The sequence below is a fragment of the Enterobacteriaceae bacterium ESL0689 genome, assembly GCA_029433525.1.
Taxonomy (GTDB): domain Bacteria; phylum Pseudomonadota; class Gammaproteobacteria; order Enterobacterales; family Enterobacteriaceae; genus JAQTIF01.
This window is the reverse complement of the sequence record JAQTIF010000002.1, coordinates 185,957-205,647: the sequence shown is the minus strand read 5'-3', so window position 1 is coordinate 205,647 and position 19,691 is coordinate 185,957. Positions and strand designations below refer to the sequence as shown.

Annotated in this window: 19 protein-coding genes and 1 pseudogene; 14 read left to right on the top strand and 6 right to left on the bottom strand. The window is 48.4% G+C overall.

Annotation, left to right across the window (positions count from 1 at the left end):
- Positions 1-3: 3 nt before the first annotated feature.
- Positions 4-717 (bottom strand): bifunctional protein-disulfide isomerase/oxidoreductase DsbC, encoded by a 714-nt coding sequence (dsbC, locus tag PT300_12685; GenBank protein MDF7681400.1) that lies wholly within the window; start codon positions 715-717, stop codon positions 4-6.
- Positions 718-739: 22 nt separating this feature from the next.
- Entirely contained in the window at positions 740-1,636 is an 897-nt protein-coding gene (gene xerD, locus PT300_12680) for a site-specific tyrosine recombinase XerD (GenBank protein MDF7681399.1), read from the bottom strand.
- 151 nt (positions 1,637-1,787) lie between these two features.
- Here xerD and fldB point away from each other — a divergent pair, with 151 nt between their 5' ends.
- Complete coding sequence (gene fldB, locus PT300_12675; GenBank protein MDF7681398.1) at positions 1,788-2,309, top strand: flavodoxin FldB; 522 nt, start codon at positions 1,788-1,790, stop codon at positions 2,307-2,309.
- 1 nt (position 2,310) lies between these two features.
- On the opposite strand, the gene PT300_12670 is transcribed toward fldB, so the two are convergent.
- Together PT300_12670 and sdhE are read right to left on the bottom strand one after the other, a co-directional pair.
- Positions 2,311-2,727 (bottom strand): protein YgfX, encoded by a 417-nt coding sequence (locus PT300_12670; GenBank protein MDF7681397.1) that lies wholly within the window; start codon positions 2,725-2,727, stop codon positions 2,311-2,313.
- The gene (gene sdhE, locus PT300_12665) at positions 2,708-2,974 is read right to left on the bottom strand and encodes an FAD assembly factor SdhE (protein MDF7681396.1); all 267 of its coding nucleotides are present in this window, start codon (positions 2,972-2,974) and stop codon (positions 2,708-2,710) included. The genes PT300_12670 and sdhE overlap by 20 nt, the downstream gene beginning before the upstream one ends.
- A 311-nt stretch (positions 2,975-3,285) precedes the next feature.
- Here sdhE and PT300_12660 point away from each other — a divergent pair.
- From PT300_12660 to PT300_12640, 5 genes and pseudogenes are all read left to right on the top strand, one after another.
- Positions 3,286-4,485 (top strand): annotated as a pseudogene (locus tag PT300_12660) (IS256 family transposase).
- Positions 4,486-4,959: 474 nt separating this feature from the next.
- A complete protein-coding gene (locus PT300_12655; protein ID MDF7681395.1) occupies positions 4,960-5,721 on the top strand; it encodes an amidinotransferase in 762 nt (253 codons plus the stop codon).
- A 19-nt stretch (positions 5,722-5,740) separates the two neighbouring features.
- The gene (locus tag PT300_12650) at positions 5,741-6,514 is read left to right on the top strand and encodes an ABC transporter substrate-binding protein (protein ID MDF7681394.1); all 774 of its coding nucleotides are present in this window, start codon (positions 5,741-5,743) and stop codon (positions 6,512-6,514) included.
- 130 nt (positions 6,515-6,644) lie between these two features.
- Positions 6,645-7,337, top strand: coding sequence for an ABC transporter permease subunit (locus PT300_12645; protein MDF7681393.1), 693 nt, complete (start codon positions 6,645-6,647; stop codon positions 7,335-7,337).
- Positions 7,334-8,059, top strand: coding sequence for an ABC transporter permease subunit (locus PT300_12640; protein ID MDF7681392.1), 726 nt, complete (start codon positions 7,334-7,336; stop codon positions 8,057-8,059). The genes PT300_12645 and PT300_12640 overlap by 4 nt, the downstream gene beginning before the upstream one ends.
- A 66-nt stretch (positions 8,060-8,125) precedes the next feature.
- On the opposite strand, the gene PT300_12635 is transcribed toward PT300_12640, so the two are convergent.
- A complete protein-coding gene (locus PT300_12635; GenBank protein MDF7681391.1) occupies positions 8,126-8,581 on the bottom strand; it encodes an Lrp/AsnC family transcriptional regulator in 456 nt (151 codons plus the stop codon).
- Between the two features lie 382 nt (positions 8,582-8,963).
- On the opposite strand from PT300_12635, the gene udk reads away from it, so the two are divergent.
- The 8 genes from udk to ugd all read left to right on the top strand — a co-directional run bounded on the left by udk (position 8,964) and on the right by ugd (position 18,185).
- Entirely contained in the window at positions 8,964-9,605 is a 642-nt protein-coding gene (gene udk / locus PT300_12630; protein ID MDF7681390.1) for a uridine kinase, read from the top strand.
- 90 nt (positions 9,606-9,695) lie between these two features.
- Complete coding sequence (gene dcd / locus PT300_12625; protein ID MDF7681389.1) at positions 9,696-10,277, top strand: dCTP deaminase; 582 nt, start codon at positions 9,696-9,698, stop codon at positions 10,275-10,277.
- Between the two features lie 26 nt (positions 10,278-10,303).
- Entirely contained in the window at positions 10,304-12,139 is a 1,836-nt protein-coding gene (gene asmA / locus PT300_12620; protein ID MDF7681388.1) for an outer membrane assembly protein AsmA, read from the top strand.
- Between the two features lie 122 nt (positions 12,140-12,261).
- Positions 12,262-13,152 (top strand): UTP--glucose-1-phosphate uridylyltransferase GalF, encoded by an 891-nt coding sequence (gene galF / locus PT300_12615; GenBank protein MDF7681387.1) that lies wholly within the window; start codon positions 12,262-12,264, stop codon positions 13,150-13,152.
- Between the two features lie 124 nt (positions 13,153-13,276).
- Positions 13,277-14,683: an NADP-dependent phosphogluconate dehydrogenase gene (gene gndA / locus PT300_12610; protein MDF7681386.1), complete on the top strand. Its 1,407-nt coding sequence runs from the start codon at positions 13,277-13,279 to the stop codon at positions 14,681-14,683.
- A gap of 212 nt (positions 14,684-14,895) precedes the next feature.
- The gene (gene rfbB, locus PT300_12605) at positions 14,896-15,978 is read left to right on the top strand and encodes a dTDP-glucose 4,6-dehydratase (protein ID MDF7681385.1); all 1,083 of its coding nucleotides are present in this window, start codon (positions 14,896-14,898) and stop codon (positions 15,976-15,978) included.
- On the top strand, positions 15,975-16,844 hold the full coding sequence (rfbA, locus tag PT300_12600; GenBank protein MDF7681384.1) for a glucose-1-phosphate thymidylyltransferase RfbA: 870 nt from the start codon (positions 15,975-15,977) through the stop codon (positions 16,842-16,844). Before rfbB ends, rfbA begins: the two co-directional genes overlap by 4 nt.
- Before the next feature lie 174 nt (positions 16,845-17,018).
- Entirely contained in the window at positions 17,019-18,185 is a 1,167-nt protein-coding gene (ugd, locus tag PT300_12595) for a UDP-glucose 6-dehydrogenase (protein ID MDF7681383.1), read from the top strand.
- 275 nt (positions 18,186-18,460) lie between these two features.
- Here ugd and PT300_12590 read toward each other — a convergent pair whose 3' ends face one another.
- The gene (locus tag PT300_12590) at positions 18,461-19,465 is read right to left on the bottom strand and encodes an NAD-dependent epimerase (protein ID MDF7681382.1); all 1,005 of its coding nucleotides are present in this window, start codon (positions 19,463-19,465) and stop codon (positions 18,461-18,463) included.
- Between the last annotated feature and the right edge of the window lie 226 nt (positions 19,466-19,691).

Here is a 19,691-nt window from a genome sequence, read left to right as displayed (position 1 = left end):
GCTTTACTGGCCTGTTGTCTGTTTCTGATACGCATCAAGCATCGCTTTCAGTGCTTTCGGTGGCTGATAGCCAGGCAGCATCGTACCATTACTGAGCACTATCGCTGGCGTACCATTGATACCAAACTGGACGCCAAAGGCATAATGTTTACCGATATCAATATCGCAGCTGGCCGCCGGAACACTTTTACCGGCCATCGCGTCATTGAAGGCTTTATGACGATCACTGGCACACCAGATAGCGTTCATCTCCTGTTTAGCCTGACTTTGCAGTCCCTGGCGCGGAAAAGCCAGATAGCGCACCGTGATACCAAGGGCGTTGTAGTCATTCATCTCTTCATGCAGCTTGCGACAATACCCACAGGTGATATCGGTAAATACCGTGACGACATAGCGCTCTTGTGGCGCTTTATAGATAATCATCTCGGTTTCCAGCGCATTGAGCTTAGTCATTAATAATGCGTTGGTAATATTGATCGGCTGTTTACCACTGACATCATACAGCGGCCCATGAATAATATACTGGCCATCATCGGTGACATACATCACACCATCATCGGTGAATACCGTCTTGACGCCAGCGATCGGCGAAGGGGCAATATCGGTACTTTTTAAGTCAAGTCGGGAGAGTGACTGCTGGATTGCGGCATCGTCAGCAGACACTACGCCCGATAACGTCGTGGTCAGTAACATGGAGATCAATAAAATTTTTTTCATTCTTATTCCTTGTATTCCGCACTCAGGCGCGCGGATGATGCTGTTGATGAAGCTGTCTCAGACGCTCTGTCGCCACATGGGTGTAAATCTGCGTCGTTGAAAGATCACTATGCCCTAAAAGCATTTGTACCACACGTAAGTCGGCGCCGTGGTTCAGCAAATGGGTGGCAAACGCATGACGTAAGACATGCGGAGATAGCTTCGCACTGTCGATACCCGCCAGTGTCGCATAGTGCTTAATGCGGTGCCAGAATGTCTGACGGGTCATTTGCTGCGCGCGCAGGCTGGGAAAGAGCACATCTGACGCCACCCCATTGAGTAGCCAGGGACGACCATGCTGGAGATAGTTTTCCACCCACAGCACCGCCTCTTCCCCCAGTGGCACCAGTCGCTCTTTGTTGCCTTTTCCTGTTACCCGTACCACCCCCTGGCGCAGGTTGATATCACTTATCAGCAAGCCAACCAGTTCTGATACGCGCAAGCCGGTCGCGTAGAGCACCTCTAACATCGCCTTATCGCGCAACTCCAGCGGCTGTTCTGCTGAAGGTGCCTGTAACAGGCGAAATACCTGCTCTTCACTCAAATCTTTGGGCAGCCGTTGTGGTAGTTTTGGCGCGGCCAGCCGTGCGCAGGGATCATCAGAACGTATTTTTTCCCGATACAGATACTGACAGAAACGATGCACCGCACTTAGCAACCGGGCATTACTGGCCGCTTTGTAGCCCCCCTCCTGCCGTTCGGCTAACAGCGACTGGAGATCTTCTTCCCCCATACTGAGCAGTGTCAATCCCCGATGATGCAGCCAGGCCACCACCATCATGAGATCCTGACGATAGGCAGTCAGGGTATTTTCTGCCAGGTTACGCTCCAGCCACAAGGCATCAAGAAACTGTTCAATTCGTGCGATATCCTCTTCCACATCTTTCTCTTTTTTGTTAGAACTGCGCCAGTATACTCTAAATGAAATGTTGTTCATTTACCTCTAATGCCACAATACAGAATGGGGATCAATAATCTGCTTTGCTGTTGCTTACCCACTTCTGATAAATATCTGCTGGAGTTTTAACCTCATGAATATTGGTCTTTTCTACGGCTCCAGTACCTGTTATACCGAAATGGCGGCGGAAAAAATCCGCGATGCTATCGGCTCGCAATATGTCACATTACATAATCTGAAAGAGGACGCTCCCCAGCGGATGGAGGATTATGATGTGCTGATCCTCGGCATTCCCACATGGGATTTTGGTGAAATTCAGGAAGACTGGGAAGCTATCTGGCAACAGCTGGATACCCTGGATCTCGCGGGCAAAATTGTCGCCCTATACGGCCTGGGGGATCAGTTAGGTTACGGTGAATGGTTTCTCGACGCGCTGGGCCTGTTGCACGCAAAGCTACTGAGCAAAGAGGTTAAATTTGTAGGCTACTGGCCGACGACAGGCTATGAGTTCATCAGCCAGAAAGCGGTTATTGCGGATGGCCAACGGTTTGCTGGCCTGGCACTGGATGAAACCAATCAATATGATTTGAGCGATAAACGCATTGATGCCTGGTGTCAACAGATCCTCAGCGAAATCGCTGCGCTCTCGGCCTGATTCAGCTAAGTGGAGGGCTTGTTGCCTGGCCTATCAAGCGTCGGAGATCACGCCACTCTTTGATACTCATGCTATCTGCGGCAATCCATAGCCGCCTTCGGGTTTGGGTTTGCGGGTCCCGAAGATGAAATAATATGCCACTCTTTATCATCCACGGCGTGCCGATAATTTGCCACTCCATGGTCTTCCAGTACAGGCATGAGTTAGCCAGCAATTTGATGGCGCCCTGACAGGCGCGGATCCGCCGCTGGCTACGCACACAATCAAATACTACCAGTGTTAATAATAGCAACCATAATGGGGTGTAACGCAGCGGCCAGGGCATCAGTAATATCATCGCCGCCACAACACCATGCAGTAACAGCGAGATCCACTGCGCACGCCAGGATATGCGTAAATCAGATTGCCACAGAACCACGTTGCTGATTCCATCGCTGAATTAAATTGATTATCCGTTGCAGTCGTGCATCAGCGGGCTCACTACGATTCATCAGCCAGCTGAACAGATCGGGATCGTCATTTTTCAACAGACAGATAAATAACTGCTGGTCTTCATCGCTTAAGGTATCGTATTGCTGCTCAAAAAATGGCATGAGCAAAACATCCAGTTCACGCATTCCCCGTCGGCAGGCCCAGTGAATATGGGCTTTGTCAGATATTTCCATGTTGTTCCTGTTGCATAAAAAGAGTGTCTGTTATCCTTCAGGTTCAGGCTGTTTTTTTACTGGCTCTGCGTCAGGATGCGTAAAAACGCCGGTCATCGCGTTATCCGCCCGCCTGGAATTTGTTCAGCTGTCATTTCCCGTTAGCCTGAGCCATTGGCCCATAACCGACACATCACCTGAAAGATAGTGTGATTAGATTAGTTTAACCTGTTTTTTAGCTACAGCCTCACTGCAATATCGTAAATTACGTGCTGGATTCCATAAAAAAATTGGAGCCTGTAATTTAAATTGTGTATCTGCCTGTTTTTGATATCTTCACTGCAACAACAGAGGCAGGTAAATTATGGACGAAAAAACTCAGAACACTGGCAACTGAACTGGCCAAAAACCTGAAAACTGAAGCTGACCTCAGTCAGTTTACCCGGATGCTAACGAAGCTGACCGTCGAAACAGCGCTCAATGCAATGCGGAGTTAACTGAGCACCTCGGGTATGATAAAAACACCAGAAAATCAGGCACAAATACCCGCAATGGCTACTCGTCTAAAACCCTGCTTTGCGACGATGGCCAGATTGAAATCAGTACGCCACGTGACCGCGAAAATACCTTTGAACCTCAGCTTATTAAGAAGAACCAGACCCGTATCACACAGATGGACAGCCAGATTTTGTCCCTGTATGCCAGAGGCATGACCATACGTGAAATCGTTGATACATTTAAGGAAATGTATGATGCGGATGTATCACCCACTCTGATATCTAAAGTCACTGATGCGGTGAAAGAACAGGTTATCGAATGGCAAAACCGCCCGCTGGATGCCCTGTATCCCATTGTTTACCTTGACTGTATTTTCATAAAAGTCCGTCATAATGGCAGCGTGATTAACAAAGCCGTGTTCCTCGCGCTGGGTATTAATACCTCAGGTCATAAGGAACTGCCGGGTATGTGGCTGGCCGAAAACGAAGGGGCAAAATTCTGGCTCAGTGTCCTGACAGAGCTGAAAAACCGGGGTCCTGATTGCCTGTGTGGACGGCCTGAAGGGCTTTCCGGATGCCATCAACAGTGTTTACCCGCAGACCCATGTCCAGTTGTGCATCATTCACATGGTACGCAATAGTCTGAAATACGTATCGTGGAAGGACTACAAAGCCGTTACTGGCGGGCTGAAAGCGGTGTATCAGGCCGCCACAGAGGAAGCGGCACTGATGGCACTGGATAAGTTTGCCAGCGAATGGGATGAGAAATACCCACAAATCAGTAAGAGCTGGCGTGCGCACTGGGAAAATCTCAATACGTTCTTCGGTTATCCGCCCGATATCCGCAAAGTCATCTACACCACCAATGCCATTGAATCGCTGAACAGTGTGATCCGTCAGGCGATAAAGAAACGAAAGATGTTCCCGACAGACGACTCGGTACGGAAAGTGATTTATCTGGCAATCCAGTCAGCCTCAAAAAAATGGAGTATGCCGATCCAGAACTGGCGACTGGCAATGAGTCGGATCTTGTAAATCATTCTGTGTAACTATAATCGTCTCCAGGTCAACATCACTGCAAAGCAACACCGCACGATGCCTATGACGTCTTTGGCCGCCGGACGTGGAAACAGGACGCCAGCGGGGTAACCATTTTCATCTGGGACGGTGACCGGCTGCTGAACGAAATCAGCGACCAGCGCAGCCATCTGTGGATTTATGAAGACGAGCACGGCTTCGCCCCGCTGGCCCAGGTCACCCACCGGACAGGCGAGGACAAAAAAGAGGCACGGATATACTGGTATCACAACGACGCCTCCGGCCTGCCAGGCCACTTATCGTGTACTGACCAAATATGTCGTTTTGATAAAAAATTCAGCGTGAACCGGCGGTATTCAAACAGCGATTCAGCCGGACTGGTGCCAGCGTCTGTTTGATAATCAGAAAAATCCATTGCGCTTACCGGCCTTTGGTGCCAGTAGCGCTTATTATCACCAGAGAGAGATATATATGTTTTTTACTCAAGCGATTGTTCGTCTGCCAGCGGCTACCTGTGGCGCGGGCCAGACCACTGCGCAGCTCGGCGCACCGGATATAGCAGGGACGACCCGGCAATTTTATGCTTATCTGGAAACATTGTTACATCTCGGACTGCAAGTCACCGCACTGCCTGCAATAACGGATTATCCGGATGCCCACTTTGTGGAAGACACCGCCATTGTGATGCCTGAACTGGCGGTGATCACCCATCCAGGAGCCGCGAGCCGTCAGGGAGAAGAGGCGACGATTGCGCCGGTGCTGGCGCGTTTCCGCCCGCTGGTCACGATGAGCGCAAACGGTCATATGGATGGGGGCGATGTTCTGCGGATAGGTAAACAGTTTTTTGTCGGACAGACGGCGCGCACGGATGAACGGGGAATCAGTGAATTTGCCGCTGCGGTTGAAAAATATGGCTATCAGGTCACGGCTATCGAGGTCAACGCCGGGCTGCATTTGAAATCGATCGTCAATTATGTCGGGCGTCATACCCTGTTGTTGACAGAAAACTATATCAGCCATCCGGCTTTTCGTGATTTTAATACCCTGGTGATCCCGGAGGAAGAGTCCTATGCCGGAAATACATTATGGATCAATGATACGTTAATCACTCCCCAGGGATATCCCCGCGTGCTGGCGGCCATCAGTCGCCTGGGAATGCCAGTGATTCAGCTTGATACCAGCGAATTTAAGAAGATGGATGGCGGTCTGACCTGCCTTTCATTGCGTTTTTAATCCATCAGGGATAAGCCGTATGAAAAACCGTATGATTGTTTTTCTGACCAGTATGATGCTCAGTGTATCACTGGCCGCTCAGTCGTTTGATACCATCCGTTTTGGGGTGGATGGGGGCTATCCCCCTTTTGATGTCCTTGCACCGGGGGGCGAGATCACCGGCTTTGATATCGATATCGCCAGTGCGTTATGTCGTCAGTTAAATGCACGCTGCGTCTTCGTCAAACAGCCATTTGAAAGCATGATTGCCGCGCTGAACGCCGATAAATTCGACGCGATTATCGCCTCACTCAATATGACCGATGAGCGCAAAAAAGAGGTCGATTTTACCGAGCGTTATTATCGTAGCGCGGCACAGCTAGTGGCCCGTAAAGGAAGTCCGCTGTTACCTGATGCGGCTAGCCTCAAAGGTAAAAAGGTTGGGGTGCAAACCGGCTCTACCCATGAAGCTTACGCACGGAGCCACTGGGCTAATCAGGGGGTGAAAGTGGTCAGTTATGCCAATCAGGATAACGTCTATCTCGATTTGCTCTCCGGGCGTATTGACGCCTCTTTGCAGGACAATATTCAGGCCACTATCGGTTTTCTCAATACCCCCAGGGGGCAGAATTTTGCTTTTGCCGGCCCGGTTATCAGCGATAACACGATCTCTTCTGATGTTGGTATTGCTGTTAATAAGGACAATCCCGCATTGCGTGATGCGCTGAATAGTGCGATTCAAGCGATCCGCGCTGATGGCACCTACACCCAGATTAATGAAAAGTATTTCCATTTCGATATTTACGGTAATTAATAACGTTGTCTGGCCACAGTCATTATCCGCATAGCAAAAAGGGAGAGTAATAGCGTTCTTATTGATCCGTGATCAAGTCGAACAGAGGCATTAAACGATTTTTCTTTTCAGTTCAGATGGGAAACAGAATATGGTTACCGATTATTTGCCGTTATTGTTACGTGGTGCCGGGCTATCGTTATGCGTCATGCTGTTTTCATTACTGGTGGCGCTTGTGCTGGGATTGATCAATGCGCTGATTAAGCTATTTGGCCCACGCTGGTTATGCTGGCTGTCTGGCACCTATACCACCCTGGTACGTGGTATTCCGGAGCTGGTCATTATGCTGCTGCTATTTTTTGGTGGTGAAATGCTGGTTAATACGTTGTTGCTTTTGGTGGGACTGAAGCCGGTTCATTTTAATACCTTTATTTCTGGCGTGCTGGCGATTGGTTTCGTGTTTGGTGCCTATTATTGTGAAACTTTTCGCGGTGCTTTTTTGACCGTCCCGTCAGGGCAGACGGAAGCCGCTGTGGCTTACGGGATGTCATCATGGCAGGTTTTCCGGCGGATTATGCTACCGCAAATGCTGAGTTTTGCGATTCCTGGTGTCAATAATAACTGGCTGGGATTAATGAAATCTTCGGCGCTGGTTTCGATTCTGGGGCTCGAAGATATGGTGTGGCTGGCGGAGCAGGCGGGTCGTGCTACGCAAAAACCTTTTTTATTCTATTCGCTGATTGCCTTGATTTATATGCTGATTACAGCGTTATCTGGCTGGTTTTTTAGCCATCTTGCGCAGCGTTACGCGCTGCACTCCTCTACCGCCAGGGCCGTATTATGAATTTACAGACGGTGATCGATGTCATACCCGACTATTTATGGCGTGATGGTAATGACAATATCAGTGGGCTGGCCGTCACGGCAGAGCTTTTTTTGCTCTCGCTTATTCCGGGTATGATCCTGGCGATAGTGATGGCCATCGTACAGGTCTATGGCCCGCGTTATCTGGCGTGGCCAATCCGTAGCGTGAGCTGGTTTTTTCGCAGTACGCCGCTCTATTTGCAACTGATGTTGATTTACTATGGACTTTCACAGTTTGAAATAGTGCAGTCAGGCTGGCAACACGAACGGCCATTCTGGTTGTTATTTCGTGATGCCACCTTTTGTGCAATCTTAGCGTTTGTCCTCAATACCTCCGCCTATGTGGCTGAATTGCTGGCGGGCATGATGATAACCTTTCCACATCAGGAGTGGCTGGCGGGAGAGGCTTATGGCATGAGCAAAGGGCAAATCATAGGTCGACTGGTTCTGCCGGCGACCTTGCGGCGTGGAATACCGGCGCTGAATAATGAAATGGTGTTTTTACTTCATGCCACGTCGCTGGCCAGTACGGTAACATTATTCGATATCACCGGGGTTGCGCGAATGTTTTACGCGATGACCTATTCCCCCTTTATCCCGTTTCTGATCGCTGCCGCGCTTTATTTATTCTGTACTTTTTTACTGATTTTTATCTTTCACCGTGCCGAGAGACACTGGCTGGGATTTATTCGTCGTGCTTAGCGCCTGGTCGGCCAGGGCTTCATCGATAGGGTGTGTTTTCACTGGGTTTGTGGCCAAACAGTGTCATCAGGGTTGCTTGAGTGATCGCAATTCTGTCAGGGTGACTATCTTATCGATATGAAATTTTTTGCTGTTTAGCCAGCGATCAGCCAGTTGACAGTATTGCGTCATCGTGTGGCAGCCAATGCGCAGTAAAAAATCAAAACTGCCGCTGACCAGCCAGCCGTTGAGCACTTCCGGTGTTTGCTGTATTTCCTGTTCAAACATCAATTGTGACTGGCCGTGATCCGCGAGGGTAACTTGTGCCTGAATCACAAATGCATGTTCTGTATCGGGAAGTGCGATCACAGCGCGGTAACCACGGATAACGCCAGCCTGTTCCAGTCTGCGTACCCGTTCCAGACAGGGACGGGCGGTAAGGTTAACCTGTTCTGACAGCTTTTGATAAGAGATGCGTCCATCATGGTGCAAAATCTCAAGGATCTTACGGTCAATGCGGTCAAGATGCGCTTTTTTTTTCACAGTGATCGGGTTCCATGAAAACCAAACAGATACTCTAACCGAACCGTGCTTAAACAGGTGAGAAGAAAGTGAATTATTTTGTGGTCAGCAAAACCCGCACAGAGCAGAAATCGTTGGTTAACATTCCGGCTGGCCTGCGCATATTTTTTGTCATCTGAATCTGTGTTGCTGGTTAACCGTGAGGCAGCAAAATAACCGCTTACTGTGACCGTCGGTTTTTCAGATTGTGCATTTATTATTCCCTGGTTCAATGGAGGGTGATGAAATAGCGTGATGATGCGTATATTACTGGTATCGTCGTACTTAAGCCCCTATAATTGCAGCGTTTGACGGTTAAATGTCACTCATCCTACCTATCCAGATTAATCAGGTCGCAAAAGTTATGACTGATACGTCTCGTCAGTGCGTCATTATCGGTATCGCTGGCGCATCAGCTTCCGGAAAAAGCCTTATTGCCAGCACCTTGTATCGCGAGTTGCGCGAACAGGTTGGCGATGAACATATTGGGGTGATCCCGGAAGACAGTTACTATAAAGATCAAAGTCATCTGTCAATGGCCGAGCGGGTAAAAACGAACTATGACCATCCGAGTTCGATGGATCACAGCTTACTTCTCCAGCATTTGCAAATGCTGAAAAGCGGCCAGCCGATCGAGTTACCTGTCTACAGTTATGTTGAACATACCCGGATGCCGGAAACGGTTCATATTTCACCGAAAAAAGTGATTATTGTCGAAGGCATTCTTTTGCTGACCGATATTCGCCTGCGCAATGAGCTTAATTTCTCTATTTTTGTCGATACGCCGCTGGATATCTGTCTGATGCGGCGTATAAAGCGTGATGTTAATGAACGCGGACGCTCAATGGATTCGGTGATGGCGCAATATCAGCAAACAGTGCGCCCGATGTTTTTACAGTTTATCGATCCTTCTAAACAATATGCCGATATTATCGTGCCACGCGGGGGCAAAAATCGTATTGCGATTGATATTCTGAAAGCAAAAATCAGTCAGTTCTTTGAATAACGTGAATGAATTGTGTAACGTGCATAAGCAACGTCCATTGTCCCGTGTGATAAAAGGTGCAAAAAATGCTGTTTTACAAGGAGAAAACTTATGCGTCTGTGCGATCAGGATATAGAAAACTGGCTGGATGAGGGGCGGTTATCCATCACGCCGCGTCCACCGGTGGAGCGTATCAATGGTGCGACTGTTGATGTCCGGCTGGGAAATAAATTTCGTACCTTTTGCGGCCATACCGCGCCTTTTATCGATCTCAGTGGGCCAAAAGCGGAAGTGAGCGCGGCGCTGGAGCGCGTGATGAGTGAAGAGATTGTGCTGTCGTCTGATGAGGCTTTTTATCTGCATCCCGGCGAGCTGGCCCTGGCGGTGACCCTTGAGTCGGTGACGCTGCCCGCTGATCTCGTCGGCTGGCTGGATGGGCGCTCCTCACTGGCCCGCCTCGGGCTCATGGTGCATGTCACCGCGCATCGTATTGATCCTGGCTGGTCTGGTTGCATCGTACTTGAATTTTATAATTCCGGTAAATTGCCGTTAGCCCTGCGTCCCGGCATGTTGATTGGCGCGTTGAGCTTTGAGCCACTTTCCGCCCCTGCGATACGGCCTTACAACCGCCGTGAAGATGCGAAATATCGCGATCAGCAGGGTGTCGTGGCAAGTCGTATTGATAAAGATTGATAACGCAGGTGTTGTACCGAGGTGCCATGAGACGAATTCTGACGACACTGATGATTTTACTGCTCGTGATAGTCGCCGGGCTGGCTGCATTAATCGTGCTGGTCGATCCCAATGATTTTCGCACTTATATGGTGCATAAGGTGGCGGAGCGGAGCGGCTATCAGCTTGAACTCGATGGCCCGTTGCGCTGGCATGTCTGGCCGCAACTGAGCATTCTCTCTGGTCGCATGACTTTGACTGCTCCAGGGGCAGCAAAACCCATCATCCGTGCTGATAATATGCGTCTGGATGTCGCCCTGATCCCGCTTATTTCTCATCAATTACAAATCCGCCAGATCATGCTGAAAGGTGCTGTTATCCAGCTGACGCCGGAGAGTCGCGCCAGCGTTCAGCAGAAAGTGCCCGTCGTGCCGCATGATAGGCTGTTACCACAGATATTTGACGGCAGCCGCTGGTCTTATGATGTGCAGCGTTTACAACTGGTCGATAGTATTCTTTTTGTCCAGCTGCAGGAAGATAAACAGTTGACCGTTCGTCATATTGATCTCCAGATGGAGCAGGATGAGAAACACCATGCCAGCGTTGATTTTTCCGGACAAATCAATCGTGATCAGCGTGATTTAACCCTTGCGTTCTCGGCGCAAATCGAGGGCGAGGATTATCCCCGTTCATTCAAGGCCGATATTTCCCGCTTAAGCTGGCAGTTAACCGCGGCGGGATTGCCCGACAAAGGCATCCGTGGCGAAGGGAATGCCCGGATGAGCTGGCAAGGCGATAAGAAAAGTTTGCGTGTTGATGATTTTAATTTAACCGCGAACGACAGTGCGATGGCCGGAAAATTCACGGTAATGCTGGCGGCGTATCCCGATTGGCAGCTTGATTTACACGCGGAAAAACTCAATTTCGACAATCTGTTACTCCAGAATGATATTCCGGCAGGCGCTTCATCTGCCCCATCAGCGCCAGGCAATCTGTTATCGGGACAATCGCGCCCTGTGATTGCCCATCGTGATGATGACAATGATAATCTATGGCGTGAATTTAACGGCCATATGAGATTGACGGCTGATCAACTGCAGTGGCGTGGAATGACACTGAGCCAGGTGAAAAGTGATCTCAGTAATCAGCAAGGATTAGTCACCGTTAATCAGTTGCAGGGTGAGTTGTCGGGCGGACAATTATCATTACCTGGCATACTGGATCTCCGTGGCGATACGCCACAGGCTGTTTTTCAGCCAGAGCTGAAGCGTGTTGAGATCGCGACTTTGTTGAAAGCATTTAATTATGCGCTGAGCGTGAGTGGTAAACTTTCATTAAGCGGAAAATTTTCGGGTGAAAACATCGATGCCGATACATTCCGTCGTCACTGGCAGGGAGACGCGCAGATCCAGCTACAGGACACGCGCGTGGAAGGGCTGAATATCCAGCAACTGGTACAGCAAGCGATGATGCGCAGCAATAACCACCTTCAGGCTGAGGAAAATGATGACAACGCGACGCAACTGAATGCGCTGAGTGGTCGGTTACAGCTCGCGGCTGGCAAAGTCACGCTGGATAATTTGCAGGGACACTCTGCGCTGCTGACCCTGAGCGGGCAGGGCGATGTGAATTTGCAGCAGCAAGTCTGTGATATGCACTTTGATCTGCAGATCCTGGATGGCTGGAAAGGGGATAGTAAACTTATCGCCGCACTGAAACAGACCACTATCCCGTTACGTATTTATGGTAAATGGCATCAACTCAGTTATCATCTGCAGGTTGATCAGTTACTGCGTAAACAATTACAGAACGAAGTCCGGCAACGGGTTAATGACTGGATGACACGCAATAAGCGTCTCCAGCAGAGCACCGAAGTGCATTAGTCACCGGATTGCAGTAAACCTTATGCCCGCATAACCTGAAGTATAATGGGCATAATCAAGACGTTACGTTTATCAGAACGTACATTAAAGACACCATGTAATCACATACGATGGACAAAAGAATGACCAATTTGAAAGCAGTAATTCCGGTGGCGGGGCTGGGGATGTGTCTGTTACCTGCCACCAAAGCAATTCCAAAAGAGATGCTGCCGATCGTCGATAAACCGATGATTCAGTATATTGTTGATGAAGTTGTTGCGGCGGGCATCAAAGAAATTGTCCTGGTGACGCACTCTTCCAAGAATGCGGTAGAAAATCACTTTGATACCTCTTATGAACTGGAAGCCCTGCTTGAGCAACGTGTGAAACGCCAGTTGCTGGCGGAGGTGCAGTCTATTTGTCCACCGGGTGTCACAATAATGAACGTTCGTCAGGCGCAACCCCTGGGACTGGGACACTCTATTCTCTGCGCTCATCCGATCATCGGCGATAATCCCTTTGTTGTGGTTCTGCCCGATATCGTATTAGACGATGCCAGCGCGGATCCGCTACGTTACAACCTTGCTGCGATGGTTGCGCGTTTCAATGAAACGGGGCGCAGCCAGGTACTGGCAAAAAGAATGGCGGGTGACTTATCTGAATATTCGGTTATTCAGACTAAAGATCCCTTGACGGTAGAAGGCAAAATAAGCCGTATTATTGAATTTATTGAAAAACCCGATCAACCACAAAGCCTGGATTCCGATCTGATGGCTGTCGGTCGTTATGTGCTTTCTGCCGATATCTGGCCTGAACTGGCGCAAACGAAACCGGGCGCATGGGGTCGCATTCAGCTAACGGATGCAATTGCCGAGCTGGCTAAAAAACAGTCTGTTGACGCGATGCTGATGACAGGCGAAAGCTATGATTGTGGTAAGAAAATGGGGTATATGCAGGCTTTTGTGAATTATGGATTGCGTAACCGGAAAGAGGGCGCGAAATTCCGTGAAAGCATTAAGAAGCTACTGGCATAACCCTTTATCAGCACTGGTTCAGACGCCTGTACAGCGGACAGGCGTCTGGTCTCTTTTCCGTTAACATGACGGTATATCAGGACTGCGAACCTATCGCAGTGACGACAATAAACAGGAGTATGTAATGTCCAGGCAACAGATCGGGGTTATCGGTATGGCAGTGATGGGGCGTAATCTGGCGCTCAATATCGAGAGCCGTGGTTATACCGTCTCTGTGTTCAATCGTTCCCGTGAAAAAACCGAAGAGGTCATTGCGGAAAATCCTGGCAGGAAGCTGGTTCCCTACTATAGCGTGAAAGAGTTTGTCGAATCGCTCGAAACGCCACGGCGTATTTTGTTGATGGTCAAAGCCGGGGCGGGGACCGACAGCACCATTGATATGTTAAAACCTTATCTCGATAAAGGTGACATCATTATTGATGGTGGTAACACCTTCTTCGAGGATACTATCCGCCGTAATCGTGAACTGTCAGCGGAAGGATTTAACTTCATTGGTACGGGCGTATCGGGGGGGGAAGAAGGAGCGCTGAAAGGTCCTTCTATTATGCCTGGTGGTCAGAAAGAGGCTTATGAACTGGTCGCCCCGATCCTGAAACAGATTGCGGCGGTAGCTGAAGATGGTGAGCCTTGTGTGACGTATATTGGCGCTGATGGCGCAGGTCATTATGTCAAAATGGTACATAACGGTATCGAATACGGCGATATGCAGCTGATTGCCGAAGCGTATGCGTTACTGAAACAGGGCCTTGCACTCTCTAATGAGCAACTTGCCCAGATCTTTAGTGAATGGAATAAAGGTGAACTGAGTAGCTATCTTATCGATATCACTAAAGATATCTTCACCAAAAAAGATGCAGAAGGCCATGATCTGATTGATGTGATCCTTGATGAGGCGGCGAATAAAGGCACCGGAAAATGGACCAGCCAAAGCGCCCTCGATCTGGGGGAACCGTTATCCCTGATTACTGAATCAGTCTTTGCGCGTTATATCTCGTCGCTGAAAGAGCAGCGTGTTGCGGCAGCAAAAGTGCTGACTGGCCCACAGCCACAACCGGTTGCAGAGAAAAGCGCATTTATCGAGAAAGTTCGTCGTGCGCTCTATCTGGGGAAAATCGTCTCTTATGCCCAGGGTTTCTCACAGTTACGTGCCGCTTCGGATCAATATCACTGGCATCTTAACTACGGTGAGATTGCCCGCATTTTCCGGGCAGGTTGTATCATCAGAGCGCAATTCCTGCAAAAGATTACCGATGCGTATGCGCAAAATGCTGATCTTGCCAATTTGTTGCTGGCACCCTACTTTAAGCAGATTGCCGATGAGTATCAGCAGGCATTGCGTGATGTGGTGGCCTATGCGGTGCAAAACGGTATTCCGGTGCCGACTTTCTCGGCGGCGATTGCCTATTATGATAGTTACCGCGCAGCCGTCCTTCCTGCCAATCTGATTCAGGCGCAACGTGATTATTTTGGCGCGCATACATACAAACGCACTGATAAAGCGGGTGTGTTTCATACTGAGTGGTTAGATTAATATCTGTCGCTAAAAACCGGCGAAATGTTTTCGTCGGTTTTTAGCCAGATAGCAAGATGTTAAAGACTATCTTCTTTTTCTGGAATAAATTTTATTATCGGTCGTTGGTTAAATCGTCCTGTATCCATGTTGAGGTCACCTGGCATTTTGTTCTTTTCTGCCATCAGGCGCAAAGTTGTACAGCAAGAGGGCGGCTCAAAGGTAAGTGAAATATGAAAATCCTTGTTACAGGTGGTGCGGGTTTTATTGGCTCAGCCGTTGTCCGCTATATTATTGACAATACACAAGATGACGTCCGCGTGGTTGACAGCCTGACTTATGCCGGTAACCTTCAGTCACTGACTGCAGTGGCAGATAACCCGCGTTACTCTTTTTCGCAAACGGATATTACCCATGCCCGGGCGATCACGGAACAATTCTGCGATTTTCAGCCTGATATTGTGATGCATCTGGCGGCAGAAAGTCATGTCGATCGCTCTATTGATGGTCCGGCCGCTTTTATTCAGACTAATCTGATAGGGACATTCACTTTACTGGAAGCCGCCCGTCACTACTATTCGACATGTGATGAGATACAGAAAAAACGCTTTCGTTTTCATCATATTTCCACTGATGAAGTGTATGGTGATCTGAAGGAAACAGAAGCGCGCTTTAGCGAACACACGCCGTATGCTCCAAGTAGCCCCTACTCGGCATCGAAAGCGGGTAGTGACCATCTTGTTCGTGCCTGGCATCGTACTTATGGTCTGCCCGTTGTCGTCACCCACTGCTCAAATAACTATGGGCCCTATCATTTCCCGGAAAAACTTATCCCACTCATTATTCTTAATGCGCTGGCTGGTAAACCTCTACCGGTCTATGGTGACGGGCAGCAAGTACGCGACTGGTTATATGTTGAGGATCATGCCAGGGCATTGTACACAGTGGCGACAGCAGGAAAAAATGGCGAAACTTATAATATCGGCGGTGATACTGAGCGTAAAAATATCGAGGTGGTGCGTACTATTTGTGCCATTCTTGATAAAAAGGTGATACAGAAACCAGATAATATCCACCATTTTGCCGATCTGATCACTTTTGTTGCCGACCGTCCCGGCCATGATCGACGTTATGCGATTGATGCGACTAAAATTCAGCGTGATGTTGGCTGGACACCGCAGGAAACCTTCGAAAGTGGTATAGAGAAAACCATTGACTGGTATCTGAACAATCAGTACTGGTGGCAGGCCATTCTAGATGGGTCATACATGCGCGAACGCGCGGGTCGGAATCAGGCTAAGGATACGGAAAAATGAAAGGTATTGTTCTGGCGGGTGGTGCCGGCACGCGTTTGTACCCCATTACTCAGGGGGTATCCAAACAATTATTGCCGGTATACGATAAACCGATGATTTATTATCCCTTGTCAGTATTGATGCTGGCAGGTATCCGGGATATTTTGGTTATTACCACTCAGGCAGATATATCAGCATTCCAGCGTTTGCTGGGGGATGGCTCACAGTTTGGCGTCAATTTTTCTTATACCATCCAGCCATCACCCGATGGTCTGGCTCATGCTTTTATTCTTGGCGAGAAATTCATTGGCAACGACACCTGTGCATTAGTGCTGGGCGATAATATCTATTTCGGCCCGGGTTTTAGTAAAAAGCTGCAAGCGGCGGCAGCGAAAACAACAGGCGCCACCGTATTCGCTTATCAGGTGCTTGATCCCGGTCGCTTTGGGGTAGTCAAGTTTGATAATAATTTCAATGCGTTGTCAATCGAAGAGAAACCGCTGAAACCGGAGTCAGACTGGGCCGTCACCGGCCTCTATTTTTATGATAATAACGTGATTGAAATGGCCAAAGAGGTAAAACCCTCTCTGCGTGGTGAGCTGGAAATTACGACACTGAATCAGATGTATCTCAATCGCGGAGAGTTACGGGTTGAATTGCTGGGGCGCGGATTCGCCTGGCTGGATACGGGCACCCATGATAGTTTGATTGAAGCTTCTCAGTTCATCCATACGATTGAGAAACGGCAGGGATTAAAAGTGGCTTGCCTGGAAGAGATCGCCTGGCGTAATCAGTGGCTTTCGGTGGAAGATGTGCTGAAACAAGCGGAACGACTGAAAAAAACAGAATATGGTGCTTATCTGAAACGCCTGCCTGGGGAGCGTTAATGACCGCTGCCAACAGCGTGAATGCCCAATTTTGGTGCGTGAATATGTAAAAAGCGGCAGGAATAATCCAGCTTCTTATTGCAGATACGCTTACAGGCAGCAAAAAACTGCCAACAACATTAGTTTATTGTGGCTATTGGCTGCATTTCTATCAACGGATTAAAGTGTGAACGAATGAAAATTACTATCTCTGGTATTGGCTATGTTGGCTTGTCGAATGGTATTTTGATTGCGCAGCACCATGAAGTGGTGGCGCTGGATATTGTTCAATCTAAAGTCGATATGATTAACCAGAAAATCTCGCCGATTGTTGATAAAGAGATTCAGGAGTATCTGGCAGAAAAGTCGCTTAATTTTCGTGCGACGACAGATAAGCAAGAGGCTTATCGCGATGCGGATTATGTCATTATTGCTACGCCGACGGATTATGACCCGAAAACGAATTATTTCAACACCTCGACTGTTGAAATGGTTATCCGTGATGTGACTGAAATTAATCCCGATGCCATTATGATAATTAAATCAACGATCCCGGTTGGTTTTACCCGCGATATTAAGGCACGTCTGGGTATTGATAATGTTATCTTTTCACCGGAGTTTCTGCGTGAAGGGCGTGCCTTGTATGATAACCTTTATCCCTCCCGTATCGTTATTGGTGAGCGTTCTGCGCGCGCGGAGCGTTTCGCTGATTTATTGAAACAGGGGGCGATCAAGCAGGATATCCCGACATTATTTACCGATTCGACAGAAGCGGAAGCGATAAAATTATTTGCCAATACCTATCTCGCGCTACGGGTTGCCTATTTTAACGAACTGGATAGCTATGCAGAAAATCAGGCACTGAATAGCCAGCAAATCATTGAAGGCGTGTGCCTCGACCCGCGTATCGGTAATCATTATAACAATCCGTCATTTGGCTATGGTGGCTACTGTTTACCGAAAGATACTAAGCAGTTGCTGGCAAACTACAAATCTGTACCCAATAATATTATTGGCGCGATTGTTGATGCTAATCGTACCCGTAAAGATTTTATTGCCGATTCTATCCTTGCGCGTAAGCCAAAAACAGTAGGGGTATATCGTCTGATCATGAAAAGTGGTTCGGACAATTTCCGTGCCTCATCTATCCAGGGGATCATGAAACGGATCAAAGCGAAGGGCATCCCGGTTATTATCTATGAGCCTGTTATGCAGCAAGATGAGTTCTTTCATTCACGGGTGATTCGTGATCTCACTACATTCAAGCAACAATCGGATATCATCATATCTAACCGTATGGCGGAAGAACTGGCTGATGTTGCCGATAAGGTATATACCCGCGATCTATTCGGTAATGATTAATTAACTGTTTGTGCTGGTTATTTAAACAACCTCACTAAGAGCCTATCCCATTAGGCTATTTTACTTGCCATTTTGTCCCTGGGCAGTGCTCGAAATCCTCACGTACTCCGTGTACGCTGCGGTTTCTGCGCGCTGTCCGTGTCCAAGCTGGCTGTGCCAATAACGCCTAATGGGATAGGCTCTAAACCGGGGCGTTATAACAGGATACGGTTGAGTGATAAAAAGCCTGCGTAATGCAGGCTTTTTAGTATCCAGACGCTGCTCAGGAAAGGATTTTACACTTTATAATAGGTTTTATACCAGTCAACGAATTGTTTCACCCCCTCTCTGACGGGAGTCTGTGGCTTAAAACCAATAAGATCATAAAGTGGCTGTGTATCTGCGCTGGTTTCCAGCACATCACCCGGCTGGAGTGGCATCATATTTTTCCTGGCTTCTATCCCCATCGCCTCTTCCAGTGCCTGGATATAGTCCATTAACGCGACGGGCGTACTGTTACCGATATTATAAATTTGATAAGGGGCAGAGCTGGTTGCTGGTGAGCCATCCTCGACGTGCCATTGCGGCCTGGGCTGTGGAATAACATCCTGAACGCGAATAACCGCTTCTACGATATCATCAATATAGGTGAAATCGCGCTTCATTTTGCCATAGTTATACACATCGATACTTTTGCCCGCCAGCATGGCTTGCGTGAATTTGAATAATGCCATGTCCGGGCGTCCCCAGGGGCCGTAGACAGTGAAGAAACGTAATCCAGTCACCGGAATGTGATAAAGATGCGAGTACGAATGCGCCATGAGTTCATTGGCTTTTTTCGTGGCGGCATAGAGAGAGACCGGGTGATCGACGGGGTCTTTTGTTGAAAAAGGTAACTTGTGGCTTAATCCATAAACAGAGCTGGAGGAGGCATATACCAGATGTTTTATCTGATGATACCGACAACCTTCCAGAATATTCAGATAACCGACCAGGTTAGCATCTGCATAAGCGTAAGGATTTTCCAGTGAGTAGCGCACGCCTGCCTGCGCAGCCAGGTGGATCACACGATCAAAGAATTCATCAGCAAAAAGCTGCGCAATACCCTGGCGATCAGCAATATCCATTTTATGAAAGCGGAATCGGGGGAATTGCAGTAAATCGAGGCGGCATTGTTTTAGATTGACATCATAGTAATCGTTCATATTGTCGATGCCAACGACATCATGGCCTGCTTCCAGAAGACGTTTGCTGATATGAAAACCGATGAACCCTGCGGCACCAGTGACTAAAAACTTCATTTTTACCCTCCGGGTTTGTTGCGTCCGCGATAAATAAGGGGTGATTCTACACTGGGTTTTACTGGGGGTCATCTGCTTTACAGTGGCTGAAAATAGCCTGGGGCGATAAAGTCAAGGAGGGGCAGTATGATTATTATTGTGTCAGACAGCGATAGCCGGGTGATTGCATGCTTTTTATCCAGAACTGGTTTATATTTTTTTATTCATTTTTATTCTGATTAAGCAG

Coding starts and splice junctions, on each gene's coding strand:
- dsbC (MDF7681400.1), bottom strand. CDS start 717: ATGAAAAAAATTTTATTGATCTCCATGTTACTGACCACGACGTTATCG.
- fldB (MDF7681398.1), top strand. CDS start 1,788: ATGAATATTGGTCTTTTCTACGGCTCCAGTACCTGTTATACCGAAATG.
- sdhE (MDF7681396.1), bottom strand. CDS start 2,974: ATGGAAATATCTGACAAAGCCCATATTCACTGGGCCTGCCGACGGGGA.
- PT300_12655 (MDF7681395.1), top strand. CDS start 4,960: ATGTTTTTTACTCAAGCGATTGTTCGTCTGCCAGCGGCTACCTGTGGC.
- PT300_12650 (MDF7681394.1), top strand. CDS start 5,741: ATGAAAAACCGTATGATTGTTTTTCTGACCAGTATGATGCTCAGTGTA.
- PT300_12645 (MDF7681393.1), top strand. CDS start 6,645: ATGGTTACCGATTATTTGCCGTTATTGTTACGTGGTGCCGGGCTATCG.
- PT300_12640 (MDF7681392.1), top strand. CDS start 7,334: ATGAATTTACAGACGGTGATCGATGTCATACCCGACTATTTATGGCGT.
- udk (MDF7681390.1), top strand. CDS start 8,964: ATGACTGATACGTCTCGTCAGTGCGTCATTATCGGTATCGCTGGCGCA.
- dcd (MDF7681389.1), top strand. CDS start 9,696: ATGCGTCTGTGCGATCAGGATATAGAAAACTGGCTGGATGAGGGGCGG.
- asmA (MDF7681388.1), top strand. CDS start 10,304: ATGAGACGAATTCTGACGACACTGATGATTTTACTGCTCGTGATAGTC.
- galF (MDF7681387.1), top strand. CDS start 12,262: ATGACCAATTTGAAAGCAGTAATTCCGGTGGCGGGGCTGGGGATGTGT.
- gndA (MDF7681386.1), top strand. CDS start 13,277: ATGTCCAGGCAACAGATCGGGGTTATCGGTATGGCAGTGATGGGGCGT.
- rfbB (MDF7681385.1), top strand. CDS start 14,896: ATGAAAATCCTTGTTACAGGTGGTGCGGGTTTTATTGGCTCAGCCGTT.
- rfbA (MDF7681384.1), top strand. CDS start 15,975: ATGAAAGGTATTGTTCTGGCGGGTGGTGCCGGCACGCGTTTGTACCCC.
- ugd (MDF7681383.1), top strand. CDS start 17,019: ATGAAAATTACTATCTCTGGTATTGGCTATGTTGGCTTGTCGAATGGT.
- PT300_12590 (MDF7681382.1), bottom strand. CDS start 19,465: ATGAAGTTTTTAGTCACTGGTGCCGCAGGGTTCATCGGTTTTCATATC.